Annotated in this window: 12 protein-coding genes and 1 tRNA gene; 4 read left to right on the top strand and 9 right to left on the bottom strand. The window is 71.8% G+C overall.

Going from position 1 to position 13,355, the window contains the following annotated elements; genetic code table 11:
• Positions 1-47 precede the first annotated feature (47 nt).
• The 3 genes from ACIPTO_RS00520 to ACIPTO_RS00510 form a co-directional block, all read right to left on the bottom strand.
• On the bottom strand, positions 48-1,529 hold the full coding sequence (locus tag ACIPTO_RS00520; RefSeq protein ID WP_401188124.1) for an MFS transporter: 1,482 nt from the start codon (positions 1,527-1,529) through the stop codon (positions 48-50).
• Positions 1,530-1,674: 145 nt separating this feature from the next.
• Positions 1,675-2,874 carry a sensor histidine kinase gene (locus ACIPTO_RS00515; RefSeq protein WP_401188121.1) on the bottom strand — a complete coding sequence of 400 codons (1,200 nt, stop codon included), beginning with the start codon at positions 2,872-2,874 and terminating at the stop codon, positions 1,675-1,677.
• An 88-nt stretch (positions 2,875-2,962) separates the two neighbouring features.
• Positions 2,963-4,000, bottom strand: a complete 1,038-nt coding sequence (locus ACIPTO_RS00510; RefSeq protein WP_401188118.1) for a zinc-binding dehydrogenase — start codon at positions 3,998-4,000, stop codon at positions 2,963-2,965.
• A 251-nt stretch (positions 4,001-4,251) separates the two neighbouring features.
• On the opposite strand from ACIPTO_RS00510, the gene ACIPTO_RS00505 reads away from it, so the two are divergent.
• Positions 4,252-4,755 (top strand): MarR family transcriptional regulator, encoded by a 504-nt coding sequence (locus ACIPTO_RS00505; RefSeq protein ID WP_366324587.1) that lies wholly within the window; start codon positions 4,252-4,254, stop codon positions 4,753-4,755.
• 59 nt (positions 4,756-4,814) lie between these two features.
• Here the strand turns inward: ACIPTO_RS00505 and ACIPTO_RS00500 are convergent, their stop codons facing one another.
• The gene (locus ACIPTO_RS00500) at positions 4,815-5,642 is read right to left on the bottom strand and encodes a lysophospholipase (RefSeq protein ID WP_401188115.1); all 828 of its coding nucleotides are present in this window, start codon (positions 5,640-5,642) and stop codon (positions 4,815-4,817) included.
• A gap of 116 nt (positions 5,643-5,758) precedes the next feature.
• Here ACIPTO_RS00500 and ACIPTO_RS00495 point away from each other — a divergent pair, with 116 nt between their 5' ends.
• Both ACIPTO_RS00495 and ACIPTO_RS00490 read left to right on the top strand, forming a co-directional pair.
• Positions 5,759-6,538, top strand: coding sequence for a sulfite exporter TauE/SafE family protein (locus tag ACIPTO_RS00495; RefSeq protein WP_401188112.1), 780 nt, complete (start codon positions 5,759-5,761; stop codon positions 6,536-6,538).
• A gap of 56 nt (positions 6,539-6,594) precedes the next feature.
• Positions 6,595-7,347, top strand: a complete 753-nt coding sequence (locus tag ACIPTO_RS00490; RefSeq protein ID WP_401188110.1) for a cobalt-precorrin-6A reductase — start codon at positions 6,595-6,597, stop codon at positions 7,345-7,347.
• Here the strand turns inward: ACIPTO_RS00490 and ACIPTO_RS00485 are convergent.
• The 4 genes from ACIPTO_RS00485 to ACIPTO_RS00470 form a co-directional block, all read right to left on the bottom strand.
• On the bottom strand, positions 7,331-7,816 hold the full coding sequence (locus ACIPTO_RS00485) for a hypothetical protein (RefSeq protein ID WP_401188109.1): 486 nt from the start codon (positions 7,814-7,816) through the stop codon (positions 7,331-7,333). The genes ACIPTO_RS00490 and ACIPTO_RS00485 overlap by 17 nt on opposite strands.
• Positions 7,817-7,859: 43 nt before the next feature.
• Positions 7,860-9,938, bottom strand: a complete 2,079-nt coding sequence (locus tag ACIPTO_RS00480) for an MDR family MFS transporter (protein ID WP_401188107.1) — start codon at positions 9,936-9,938, stop codon at positions 7,860-7,862.
• Between the two features lie 97 nt (positions 9,939-10,035).
• Positions 10,036-10,809, bottom strand: coding sequence for a precorrin-6A synthase (deacetylating) (gene cobF / locus ACIPTO_RS00475; RefSeq protein ID WP_401188104.1), 774 nt, complete (start codon positions 10,807-10,809; stop codon positions 10,036-10,038).
• A 63-nt stretch (positions 10,810-10,872) separates the two neighbouring features.
• Positions 10,873-11,394 (bottom strand): DUF309 domain-containing protein, encoded by a 522-nt coding sequence (locus tag ACIPTO_RS00470; RefSeq protein WP_401188102.1) that lies wholly within the window; start codon positions 11,392-11,394, stop codon positions 10,873-10,875.
• 99 nt (positions 11,395-11,493) lie between these two features.
• On the opposite strand from ACIPTO_RS00470, the gene ACIPTO_RS00465 reads away from it, so the two are divergent.
• Positions 11,494-11,567, top strand: a tRNA-Pro gene (locus ACIPTO_RS00465).
• Positions 11,568-11,705: 138 nt separating this feature from the next.
• On the opposite strand, the gene ACIPTO_RS00460 is transcribed toward ACIPTO_RS00465, so the two are convergent.
• A complete protein-coding gene (locus ACIPTO_RS00460; RefSeq protein WP_401188099.1) occupies positions 11,706-13,328 on the bottom strand; it encodes an AMP-binding protein in 1,623 nt (540 codons plus the stop codon).
• Between the last annotated feature and the right edge of the window lie 27 nt (positions 13,329-13,355).

Genomic DNA, 13,355 nt, shown 5'->3' with positions numbered 1-13,355 from the left:
GTGTCGCGGGGGACGGCGACCGCCGTGTGTTCGATGGCCAGGATGCCTTACACCGCGGCCTCGGAGATCTCGTGAGCCGTGGCCGGGGTCCCGTCGGCCGGGTCCTCGACGGCCTTGCGGGTCCTCGGGATCAGGCTCGCGAGGAAGAAGGCCAGCAGTGCGGCTCCGGCGCCGATCGCCATGACCACCTTGAAACCGTTCTCCGAGGGGAGGGCCGTACCGCCGAAGTCGGTGGTCATCTGGGCGAGGATCACACCGGCGATGGCGCTGGCGAAGGACGTGCCCAGGGACCGCATCAGGGTGTTGAGGCTGTTGGCCGCGCCGGTCTGGGACGGGTCGACCGCGCCCATGATCAGGGCGGGCAGGGCGCCGTAGGTGAAACCGACGCCGGCGCCGATGACGCAGGACACCAGGATGAGGTGCCAGACCTCGGACATCAGCAGGATGTTCAGGGCGTAGCCGGAGGCCACGATCAGCGCGCCGATCATCAGGGTGACCTTGGGGCCCTTGGCCCTGGTGACCCGGGCGGACACGGCGGACATGGCCATCATGACCAGGCCCTGCGGGGCGAGCACCAGGCCGACCGTGAGCATCGACTTGCCGAGGCCGTAGCCGGTCTGCGTGGGAAGTTGGAGCAGCTGGGGGAGGACCAGGGACATCGCGAACATCGAGAAACCGAGCGCGATCGAGGCCAGGTTGGTGAACAGCACCTGCGGCTTGGCGGTCGTGCGCAGGTCCACCAGCGGCTGCGGGCTGCGCAGTTCGTACCAGCCCCAGGCGAGCAGGATCGCGACGGCGGCGACGCCGAGGACCAGGGTCGTCGCGCTGGTCCAGCCCCAGTCGGAGCCCTTGGAGATGGCGAGCAGCAGGGAGACCAGTCCGGCGGACAGGCCGAGCGAGCCGACCAGGTCGAAGCGGCCGCCGGTGCGGACCTCGGACTCGGGCACGAGCAGCAGGACCAGCAGGAAGGACAGGGCGCCGAGGACGGCGGAGACCCAGAACAGGATGTGCCAGTTGTAGTGGTCCGCGATGAACGCGGCCGAGGGCAGGCCCAGGGCGCCGCCGACACCGAGCGAGGCGCTCATCAGCGCGGTGGACCCGGCCAGCCGCTCGCCGGGCAGCACGTCCCGCATGATGCTGATGCCGAGCGGCACGACCGCGGCGGCCAGGCCCTGGAGCGCGCGGCCGATGACCATCGGGACCAGCGAGTCGGCCAGGGCGCACACGATCGAGCCGCTGACCAGGAGCACGACGCTGGTCAGCAGCATGCGGCGCTTGCCGAACATGTCGCCGAGGCGGCCCACGACCGGGGTGGCCACGGCGGCGGCCAGCAGGGTGGCGGTGACCGCCCACGCCGTGTTCGACGCGGAGGCGTCCAGGTACTTCGGCAGCTCCGGGATGATCGGGATGACCAGGGTCTGCATGAGCGAGACGACGATTCCGGCGAAGGCCAGCACCGCGACGACGGCGTTCGACCTCGGCGGAGCGGAGGAACCCGCTTCGGCGGGTCGGGCAGGGGCGTCGGACATGGCGGAGCCTCCATCTGGAACGGCAGCGATGATCTGCGGCAAAAAGTGACGATCCGGAGCGAGTGACGACGGTCCGGGGTGAGTGGTGATGAAACGGGGTGAGTCGACTTGCTTGACTCACTCAATCATAATGAGATTGATTGACTTACGCAAGTGAATTCTGGGTGTGGGGCGGGAGCGGCAGTTCGGTGGCGACCTCGTAGCCGCCCTGGGGCCGGTGCCCGGCCCGGAGCCGGCCGCCCGCCGACCGGGCGCGCTCACGCATGCCGATGACGCCGTAGCCCCCGGTCGGGGCGGGGGAGGAGGGCGCCGTCGTACCGCCGTGGTCGGTGACGGTGATGCCCAGCCGGTCGTGCGCGTAGCGCAGCCGCACCTCGGCCGAGCCGGTGCCCGCGTGCTTGGTCACGTTGGTGAGCGCCTCCTGCACGATGCGGTACGCCGTGAGGTCGGCGCCGGCCGGCAGCGGCTGCGGCCTGCCCTCGACGGTGACCGTCACCGACAGCCCCGCGGGCTCGAACGAGGCCGCCAGATCGGCGAGTCGGGCCAGCCCCGGAGTGGGACCCGACGGGGTCTCCGAGTCGTCGGCGTGCCGCAACAGGCCCACGGTCGCCTTGAGTTCGCGGACGGCCGACGCGGTGGTGCCGGCGAGTTCACCGGCGATCCGCTCGGCCTCCTCGGGACGGGTGCCCAACAGCCGTACGACGGAGCCGGCTTGGAGGTTGGCGAGGATGAGGTGGTGGGCGACGACGTCGTGCAGGTCGCGGGCGATCCGCATGCGTTCCTCGGTGACCCGGTGCCGGGCCTCCTTCTCGCGCATCCGCTCCGCGTGCTCCGCCCGGGCCTGCACGGCCTCCAGGTAGGCGGCCCGCAGCCGGGTCGTGGTGCCGAGGGAGGTCGGCAGCAGCAGCCAGAAGGCCGGGCCGAGCAGCTTCAGGACCAGCGGTTCGCCGCCGGCGTCGACCAGCAGGGACGTGCCCGCGAGCAGGACGATGCCGGAGGCGGTGAAGAGGTTCGCCGTGGTCCGGTCCGAGAGCCGGGCCAGGGTGTAGAGCGCGACCATCAGCGGGCCGATCACCAGGACCGTGAGGAGACAGCCGAGCCCGGCCACCACCGTCGCGCCGCACAGGGTGGCCACCACCGTGGTGCGCGGCAGGGTGTGCCGCCAGAACACGGCGAGGGAGCAGAGACCCGCGACCAGGACGCCGGGCCACGACGTGACGCCCGGATCATGGCCCGGGAGCGTCATCCGACTGCCCGGGAAGAAGCAGGCGAAGAGGGCCGCGGCGACGACCAGGTCGACGGCGCGGGGACGGCGGGGCAGCAGCCGTCGCAGGCTGTGGATCATGGCGTGGGGGTTCCTGTCCGAGGGGGTCGGCCGACCGCGGGCCGGGGCCGTCGACCGCGGCCGGCGACCGGAAACCGCGGGCCCGCGCCTACTCGTCGAAGGTGACGACGATCTTCTCCGCCGCGCCCGGTGTCAGCGCCAGCTCGAAGGCCCGCCCGACCTCGGAGAACGGCACCCGGTGACTGATCAGCTCGGCGAACCGCTCGTGGTGCTCGACGATCTCCCGCGTGACCTCGAAGATCTCGGTGGGGTAGCCCTGCGAGGCGATCAGCGTCAGCTCGCTGCGCAGCATGCCGCCGAGATCGATGTCGGCGCCCTTCTTCTGTACGGCGACCATGACCAGCTTGGCGCCCCACTTCGCGGAGTCGACCGTGGTGTTGACGACCGCGGCGGCACCGGCGGCGTCGATGTAGATGTCGGTACCCGCGCGCGGCTGGCCCAGCGCGTTCGCGGCCTGCCCGTGCAGCTCGGTCAGCCGGGCGGTGACGTCCTCCTCGGCGGAGTCGATCACCGCGTCCGCGCCGACGGCGAGTGCCGTCTTCAGGCGCGCGGCGATGACGTCCACGACCACGACGTGCTCGACCCCGCGCAGCTTCAGCCAGATCGCCGCGCCCAGACCGATCGGCCCGGCGCCGAAGATGACGACCTTGTCGCCGGGCTTCGCCTCGGACCGGTTGACGGCGTGCCGGGCCACGGCCATCGGCTCGTTGAGGGCGGCCACGTCGAAGGGCACGGTGTCGGGGAAGACGGTGACGCTCTTGCCGGTCTCGCAGTCCTCCAGGAGCAGGTAGTCGCTCATGGCGCCGTGCTTGCCGCCGCAGCCGATGATCCCGGAGGGCGCGCCCTGCGGGTTGACGACCACGCGGTCCCCGACCTTCAGTCCGTCGACCTCCGCGCCGACCTCGACGATCTCGCCGGCCGGTTCGTGCCCGAGGGGGACCGGGGCCATCGCGCCGCCGGGCCCGAAGGGGCCGCCGCCGAGGTGGAGGAAGAAGGTGTCGGTGCCGCAGATCCCGCATGCGCGGATCTTCATGAGGGCGTCCTTCGGTCCGGGTACCGGACGTTCGACGTCGACCACGTCGATCGCGTCTACGGCACCGGTCTGCACGGACTTCATCGTGGCCATGACGGGGCTCGCTTTCCATGTGCGTGAGGGGTGTCACCGGCCCCGGCGGCGGACGGGGGGAGTGCTCCGGCCTCGGGGCCGGTGACGGCGCCGCACTCCGTCCCCACGGTGCGCGGCGCTACGGGGACACCTCCGCTTCGGCGGCCCCGGCTCTGGACTTGCTTGAGTTAGGCAACCATAGCTGCGTTACTTAAGTCAAGCAAGCATCTTGGTCTTGCTTGAGTCAGGCAAGCAGCTGTTACGGTGAACACATGTCCACACCGCCACCCGTGACAGCGCCCGTTCCGGAGGACGTCGCCGAGATCGAGCGGGTCCTCACCCGTATCTCCTACCTGGCCGGGCGGGCCCGGCAGCACGAGCGTCTGATGGCCGAGGCCGGGCTGCCGCTGGACCGGGCCGCCGTGGCGATCCTCCGGTACATCGCCGAGAGCGAACCGCTGCGCCCCGGCGTACTGGCGGTCCGGATGTCCGTCGAGGCGTCCCATGTCACCCGCCAGCTACGGCAGTTGGAGCAGCTCGGGTACGTGGTCAGGATCCAGGACCCCGACGACGGCCGCGCCCAGCGCGTCCAGCTCACGGACAGCGGACTGGCCGCGGTCGGCCGCCTCCGCGACGCGAGCCGGAGCGGCATCGAGAGGGCGCTGGCCCACTGGTCGCCCGAGGACCTGCGGCAGCTCGCCGGGCTCTTCCACCGGCTGGTCGACGACTTCGTCACCCATGCGGAGGCCGCCGTGGACCTCGGAACCCCCGCCTGACGGCGTAGAAAGCGGGCCGCATCCGACCGCGGCTCGGCGGCGGCCCGGTCTCTGGGCCGTCAGGCCGGGTGGTGGGGCGCGTCGGTGAGTACGTCGTCGAGGAAGCGGGTCAGGTCGGCGAAGACCTCGGTCCGGTTCGTCTCGTGGAAGACCTCGTGGCGGGCGCCCGGATAGACGTGCCGGGTCAACCGCCCGCCGCTCAGCCGCTCGACGCCGGCGCGGCTGCCGGCGAGCGGCACGAGCCGGTCGTCGGCGCCGTGCAGCCAGAGGAGGGGAAGGGCGCCGAGGTCGCCCGAGGCGGTGACCGTCTCCAGGGTCCGCGCGAAGGCCTCCACCGTCGGCCGTTTCATCGGACCGTGCCAGACCAGCGGGTCCGCCGCGTACGCCGTGCCGACGGCGGGGTCCCGGGACAGCGCGGCCGGGCCGACCGGGATGTCCGGGATCTCGTCGAGGGCGAGCAGCCGGCCCGGGAGCTCCCAGCCGCCGGTCACCGGCCCGGACAGTACGAGCGCGGCCGGCTCGGCGCCGTACCGCTGGGCGAAGCGGGACGCGATCAGGCCGCCCATGGAGTGGCCGACGAGGACGAGGGGCGCGCCGGGGTGGGTGGCGCGGGCCAGGCCGGCGACGGAGCGCAGGTCCGTGACCACGTCCTCGAAGTCCTCGATCAGGACCCGCTCGCCGGCCGACCTGCCGTGGCCCTGGTGGTCGGGACCGAAGACGGCCGCGCCGTGCGACCGCAGTACCGAGGCCAACTCGGCGTATCGGCCCATGTGTTCGCCGTATCCGTGCGCGACCAGGGCGACGAACCGCGGATGTTCCCGCGGCCACTCGTGTGCGGTGATCGTGCCCCGGGTGCCGGTGAGGTGGTGCTCGCGGGTGTCGTCCACACCCGGAAACTAGCACCGCTCACCAAGTCCACCGGGCCACCGTCGCGCGGTGCAGGGGCCAACTGACGAGACACTCCTTACGCGGCGAGATGTAAGGACATAGCATCGGTGCTCGCATGAACACGATGACGCTCTGGCACATATCCGGCTGGGAATTCGCCGCGCTCGCCGCCGCGGCCCTGCTCGTCGGCTTCTCCAAGACCGCCGTGAGCGGGGCCAACACGGTCAGCCTCGCGATCTTCGCGGCCGTCCTGCCTGCCCGCGCCTCCACCGGCGTACTGCTCCCGATCCTGATCGTCGGCGACGTCCTCGCCGTCCTCACCTACCGGCGGCACGCCCACTGGCCCACGCTGTGGCGGCTGTTCCCGGCGGTCGCGGCCGGTGTCGTGATCGGGACGCTGTTCCTGGTGTGGGCCGACGACGCGGTCGTACGGACCTCGATCGGCGCGATCCTGCTGCTGATGGCCGGGGTCACGGTGTGGCGCCGGCGTACGGCGGAGGCGGGCACGGACGACGAGCCCGATGCCGTCGGCACCCGGTCCGGGCGGGCCAAGGCACGCTCGTACGGTGTGCTCGGCGGCTTCACCACGATGGTCGCCAACGCGGGTGGCCCGGTGATGTCGATGTACCTGCTCTCCGCGGGCTTCCGGAAGCTGGGCTTCCTCGGCACGTCGGCGTTCTTCTTCCTGATCGTCAACGTGACCAAGGTGCCCTTCAGCGTGGGCCTCGGTCTGATCGACGGGCACTCGCTCCTCCTCGACGCGTCGCTCGCGGTGTTCGTCGTGCCCGGTGCGTTGATCGGCAAGTGGGCTGTGAACCGAATCAACCAGCGATTGTTCGAGCAGCTCGTGATCGCGGCGACGATCATCGGCGGCCTGCAACTCCTCCTCCGCTGACACACCGGCCCGTGACCCCGTGACGCCGTGACTTCACGACCTCGTACGCTCGCCGCATGTCCCCGCACATCCTGATCCTCGGCGGCACCACCGAGGCACGTGAACTGGCCGCCGAGCTGACGGCGCGGCTGCCCGAGTCGCGGGTCACCACGTCTCTCGCCGGACGGGTGTCACGCCCGGGTGCGCTGCCGGGCGACGTACGGATCGGAGGGTTCGGCGGCGCCGAGGGGCTGGCCGCGTGGCTGCGGGAGCACCACGTGGACGCGGTCGTGGACGCCACGCACCCCTTCGCCGAGACGATCACCGCGAACGCGGCGCTGGCCGGTGCGGCGAGCGGAGTACCCGTGGTGGTGCTGCGCCGGCCGGGCTGGCAGCCGGGGCCCGGGGACCACTGGCACCCGGTCGACTCACTGGCGCGGGCCGCGGACGTACTGCCGGGACTCGGGCGCCGGGTCCTGCTCACCACCGGCCGCCTCGGCCTCGCCGCCTTCGCCCGTCTGGACCGACTGCACTTCGTCGTACGGTCGGTGGAGCCGCCCGGGCCGCCGATGCCGCCGGACGTCGAAGTGCTGCTGGCGCGCGGGCCGTTCACCGTGGCGGACGAGGCGGCGCTGTTGCGCGGGCACCGGATCGACGTCGTGGTGACGAAGGACAGCGGGGGAGCGGCGACGGCGGCGAAACTCACGGCAGCCCGGCAGGCGGGGATCCCGGTCGTGGTCGTACGACGGCCCGCGTTGCCCGACGGGGTGGGCGCGGTGCCGGATGCCGCCGGGGTGCTGGCGCGGCTGGGGCTCAGCCCGGGGCGATGACCGTGGCCCGGAGCCGGTCCACCGAGCGCAGCACCTCGTCCCGGTTCTTGGCGCTCTTGATCCAGGCCGGGAGACGGGCGACGAGGGTCATCTTCCGGCCGTGGTCGTACCAGGGCGCCCGTTCACGCAGGCCGGCGGCGACGAACCGCCTGATCAGGTCCAGGTGCGGGAGGTTGTACGCCCACAGTTCCCCGTGCCTGGTGTCGGCCCGCAGCCACAGGGCCGGACAGGAACAGGCGGTGGGGTGGCGCGAGGAACGGAGCGGACGGCCGTCGTCCCGGCACAGGCCGCAGGACCGGCAGACGAGGCGGGGCCGCGAAGGCACCCCGCCGTCCGCGCCCGGCGGGGTGCGCGGACGCCGTTCGACGTGGGCGATCCGCTCGCAGCGCGGACACCGGACCAGGATCGACGACGTGAAGTCCGCGCGCGTGGCGCCGGGGTCGTGGAAGCGGGCGGGCGTCGGGGACATGCCGTGAGTATGACCACGGCGCCTGGCGCCGGGCACCCCGTTTTCACGACGCCCGGCTCGGCTCCAGCTCCGCCGCGCGCTGCGGCAGTCCGGAGGTCAGGTCCTCGACCAGGAGCCGCTTGGCGATGGAGTCGACCGCGGCGCGCAGGTCCGTGCCCGAGGGACGGCCGATGTCCTGCTGGACGCGGTCCTCCAGCCAGCTGCCCCACGCGTGGCCGATGACCTCCGCCTCGCGTTCGCCGGCCGCGGTGTGGGAGAGGAGGTTCCCGGTGCGGGTCAGATAGCCCTCCTGGACCATGCGGTCGAAGACCGGCAGGAGCACCTCCGGCGGCAGATGGCGGCGGGCCGCGATCAGGCCGAGGCTCGCGTGGCCGACCATCCTGCCGAAGAGCTCGACCTGCATGACGGCCCAGGCACCGGCGACGTCGAGCCGGGTGTCGGAGGCGATGATGATGCGCCGCGCGGTGTCGAGGTCCGTGCTGCCGATGACCTTGCCGACGGCCGCTTCGAGGAGCCGCTGCGAGTCGCCGCCGCGCGGGGACGCGAAGCCCTCGCCCATGTCGGTGGAGCCCTTCCGCGCGCTGTCCCGCAGTTCGACCTGCTTGAGGAACAGGGCGACGACGAAGCCGACCACCGCGACCGGGATCGTCCACCGGAACACCGTCTGGATGGTGTCGGCGTAGGCGTTGATGATCGGCACGGCGGTGGCGTGCGGCAGCTTGTGCAGGCCCTCGGGGCTGGTCGCCGCCTTGGTGATCACGGCCGGGTCCAGCACGCCGGTCCTCGCCGCCGAGGCGATCCCGTCCTTGAGGTTGGGCCCGAGGCTGTTGGCGTAGATCGTGCCGAAGACGGCGGTGCCGAACGAACTGCCCAGCGTACGGAAGAAGGTGACGCCGGAGGTGGCGGTGCCGAGGTCGGCGTACTCGACGGTGTTCTGCACGGCGATCGTCAGCACCTGCATGCACAGCCCGATGCCGGTGCCGAGCACGAACATGTACACCGACTCCAGGAACGCGCCGGTGCCCGGACCCATGAGGGACATCAGATACAGGCCGACGCCCATCACCGCGGAGCCGACGATCGGGAAGACGCGGTACCGGCCGGTCTTGCTGACCACGTTGCCGCTGAACACGGACGCGATGAGCAGCCCGATCACCATGGGCAGGGTCCGTACGCCGGAGATCGTGGCCGAGTCGCCGTCGACGTACTGCAGATAGGTCGGCAGGTAGGTCAGCGCGCCGAGCATCGCGAAGCCGACGACGAAGCTGAGGATCGAGCAGACCGTGAACACCGGATTGGCGAACAGCCGCATGGGGAGCATGGGTTGTTCCGCGCGGGTCTCCACCCAGCAGAACAGGCCGAGCGCGACCGCGCCGCCCACGAACAGGCCGATGATGGTCGACGAACCCCACGCGTACTGGTTGCCGCCCCAGCTCGTCGCCAGGATCAGGGCGCTGGCGCCGATCGCGACGAGCGCGATGCCCAGGTAGTCGATGACGGGCCGGGTCGCCGACTTGACCACGGGGATGGTGCGGGCCGCCGCGATGACGACGACGATCGCGATCGGCACGTTGACGTAGAACGCCCAGCGCCAGGTCAGGTGGTCGGTGAACAGGCCGCCCAGGAGCGGTCCGATGACCGTGGCCACGCCGAACACCGCGCCGATCGCGCCCTGGTACTTGCCGCGTTCGCGCAGCGGGATGACGTCCGCGATCAGCGCCATCGCCGTCACCATCAGACCGCCCGCGCCGACCCCCTGCACGGCCCGCCAGATGATCAGCAGCGTCATGTTGGTGGAGAAGCCGCACAGGAACGAGCCCGTGATGAACACGATCGCCGAGACCTGGAAGACCACCTTGCGGCCGAACAGGTCACCGAACTTGCCGACGAGGACGGTCGCCACGGTCTCGGCCAGCAGATAGGCGGTGACCACCCACGACATGTGCGCGGCACCGCCCAGGTCCGACACGATCGTCGGCAGGGCCGTCCCCACGATCGTCTGGTCGAGGGCCGCCAGGAGCATGCCCAGCATGATGGTCACGAAGACGACGTTGCGGCGGCGGGAGTCCAGCACAGGGGGCTGCTGCGCGGCAGGCAGCGCGGTTTCCTCGGCGACTGTCACGAGGTCACTTTCACACCGCGGGCCCCCTCCTGCATACGGGGCGGTCCACTCGGGTGCCGCCCCTGAAACCCTGCCTCCCAGTCCCGGCCCGCGCCCGCTACTCGTCCTCGGGACGCCTGCGCAGGAGGTACGTGTCCATGATCCAGCCCTTGCGCTCACGGGCCGCCGCGCGCAGCCGCTCGATGCGCGGGCCGGCCTCGGCTATCGGACCCGACGCGAGGATCTCGTCCGGAGTTCCCAGATAGGCGCCCCAGTAGATGTCGATGTCCTGGTCCGCGTACCGCGTGAACGCCTGGTGCGCGTCCAGCATCACCACCACGTCGTCCACCCCGTCAGGGAACCCCTCGGACAGCCGCCGGCCCGTGGTGATCTGCACCGGGCGGGCGACCCGGTTCAGCCCCGTGCGGTGCCGGGCGACGAGCGCCGAGACACTGCTGATGCCGGGCACCACGTCGTACGCGAACTCCACCGTGCCCCGCTCCAGGATCTCCTCCAGGACGCCGAGCGTGCTGTCGTACAGCGCGGGGTCGCCCCACACCAGGAAGGCGCCGCTCTCGTCCTCGCCCAACTCCTCGGTGATGAGCCGCTCGTAGATGTCCGCGCGGGCACTGCGCCAGTCACCCACCGCCGGGGAGTACGCGGCACCGCCGGCCTTCCGGTCGCGCTCCGGGTCCCGCGCCTCGACCACGCGGTACGTCCCCTCCGGGACATGCGCGTCGAGCATGTCCCGGCGGAGTCCGGTGAGGTCCGACTTCACCTCGCCCTTGTCGAGGATGAAGAACACGTCCGTGCTCCGCAGCACCCTGACCGCCTGCAAGGTCAGCTGCTCCGGGTCGCCCGCACCGATACCGATGACATGAATCTTTCGCACACCCCCGAGTCTGCCCCACGCCACTGACAGCCCGCGCACCGCACCGACCCCCGCACCCCTCCGCTACGACGTCCCGCGCAGCCGGGGAGCCCGCGCCCGCGCGTCCACCGTCCCGCCGCCCCGCTCCACGTCGTCCCCGAGCCCCCGCGCCCAGGCCGCGACCCCCGCGAGATCCAGCCCGTACGGCCGCTCCCGCCCCGACACGGACGCCCACTCCTCGACGCCACCGGCGCCGCGCCGCAGCAGCCGGACCCCGCCGGTGGCATTGCCCCGGGCCGCGTGCGTGAGGCCGACCGCGAGCTGGGCGAGGCCGCGCCACAGGGCACGCTCCGCATCGGGCCCCGACTTCCAGGCGTCCTCGAAGACCTCGTGCGCGTGGAACGGTTTCCCTTCGTCGAGCAGCGCCTGCGCCTCGGCGACGGTGTCCTCCGGCGCGCGCACGACCCCCTCGGGCTGCCGTGCCACGCCGTCGGCGTCGTAGGGCAGCGGTCGCCCGAGCCCGTCCCGGGGCCGGGCGTTGCGCGCCCGCCCCTCGCCGTCCCGGTCCCGCGAGTCCGTCGTACCGCCTGCGGTCGTGTCGCCCATACGACGATTGTCCCGCGCCCGGCACCGGCTTCGGGGCACCCCCGGGTGTGGGGTAAAGTGCTCTTCGCGCACTTACGCGGTTCTCCGCGAACAGCGCATCGGGACGTGGCGCAGCTTGGTAGCGCACTTGACTGGGGGTCAAGGGGTCGCAGGTTCAAATCCTGTCGTCCCGACTCTATGGAGTCGCAGGTGAGGGGCGGTTTCGGAGCAATCCGAAACCGCCCCTCACTCGTTGTTCGGGGACCAGCCGGGGATCAGTCGGGGACCAGCGGTTCCGACCGGTGTCAGCGGGTGAGCGCGGCGGCCACCCCTCACAGGCTCTGGGCCGTGCCCCCCAGCGACCCGTCGCACAGCGCCGTCCACATGACGCGGCGCCGGGGTTTGCCGCTGGAGGTGACGGCGATGCCGGTGCGCGGGACGGCGACGGCCGTCAGTTCCGTGTCGGTGAGGGACTCGCGCAGGACGGTGCCCGCCAGGTCGTACCACTCCGGCTTCGGCGCCTCCAGGACCACGGTCGCCGTCGGGGTGCCCTCGCGGTTGCCGAGCAGGACGGCGACCCGGCGTTCCGGTATGCCCCGCTCGATCAGCTGGGCCTCCAGGCTCTCGGCGAAGACCATCCGGCCGTGCATCTTGAGGCCGTCCCCGAGGCGTCCGACGACGAAGAGCTGCCCGTCGTGGAGGAAACCGGCGTCGCCGGTGCGCAGCATGCCGTCCTCGATGCTCGTACCGGAGGCGGAGCCCGGGTCGCCGACGTAACTGGTCGCCACCGAGGGGCCGTTGACCACGATCTCGCCGACCGCGCCGTCCGGCACCGACTGTTCCTCGTCGTCCACGATGGTGACCGTCATACCGTCGAGGGGACGCCCGCAGCCCACGATCCGGCCCCCCGCCGAGGAGGCCGCACCGCTGTGTTCCGGTGACAGGGCCGTCCAGCCCTCGCCGAGCGGGAGCCCGGTCACGGCGAGCGTCGCCTCGGCGCCGCCGTACGCCGGCAGCAGGGCCCGGCGGTCGAAGCCGTACGGCTCCAGCAGCGCGGCGAACTTCTCCAGCACCGTGGGGTCGATGCGTTCCGCGCCCAGGATGATCGAGCGCAGCGAGTCGAAGCGCAGCCCGTCGAGGTCCGCCGCCCGCACCCGCCGCAGGATGTAGGCCAGGCCGAAGTTCGGCATCGCGGCCAGGCCCACGCGCTGCTCGCTGATGCAGCGCAGATAGCGCTGCGGGGAGCGGATGAAGTCCTCCGGCTGGAGCATCCAGCCGTCGCAGCCGGTGGTGACGATGTTCAGCAGGCAGCCGATGAGGCCCATGTCGTGGTGGACCGGCAGCCAGGCGATGCCCGGCAGGTCGGGCGACCAGTCGAGCCAGCGCCGCATGGCGGTCACGTTGGCGCGCAGCGCGGCGCCGGTCACCCGGACGCCGCGGGAGAAGCCGCTGGAGCCCGAGGTGAACTGAAGGAGCGCGAACTCCGCTGCGGGGAAAGGCTGTTGGGCCGGGCTGACGCCGTCGACGAACGCGTCGAAGAGCACCGGCTCCGGCAGTCCGAGATTCGCCGTGATCTTGCGTACCTTCTCGAGGGAGTCCTGGTCGCAGAGGGTCACGGTGGGCCGGGCCGTACCGAAGAGATGCGTGACGTGCTTCTCGTAGTCGTCGGCGCGCTGGAACGCGAACGGCGGGGCGATCGAGCACGCGGTGCCGCCCGCGGCGATCGCGCCGAACAGACCCGCCGTGAAGCCGGGGCTCGAACGCTGGACGACGGCGACCACCTCACCCGTGCGCAGCCCGTGCGCACGCAGCGCCGCCGCCGTGCGAAGCGTCAGCTCCGCGAGATCCGCGTACGAGTGGAAGTCCCAGCCGTCCCCGGCGCCGGCGAAGTGCAGCCCCCGGTCGGCGGACGGCTGCTGGAGCCACTGGAGAAGAGCCTTGTCCGGGACGTTCAACGTGATCTCTCCTCGGGAAGGTCGTGG

Origin of the sequence: Streptomyces sp. NPDC090083 (genome assembly GCF_044747445.1) — a bacterium.
In the GTDB taxonomy this organism is placed as follows: Bacteria; Actinomycetota; Actinomycetes; order Streptomycetales; family Streptomycetaceae; genus Streptomyces.
This window is presented reverse-complemented; position numbering and strand designations above follow the sequence as displayed.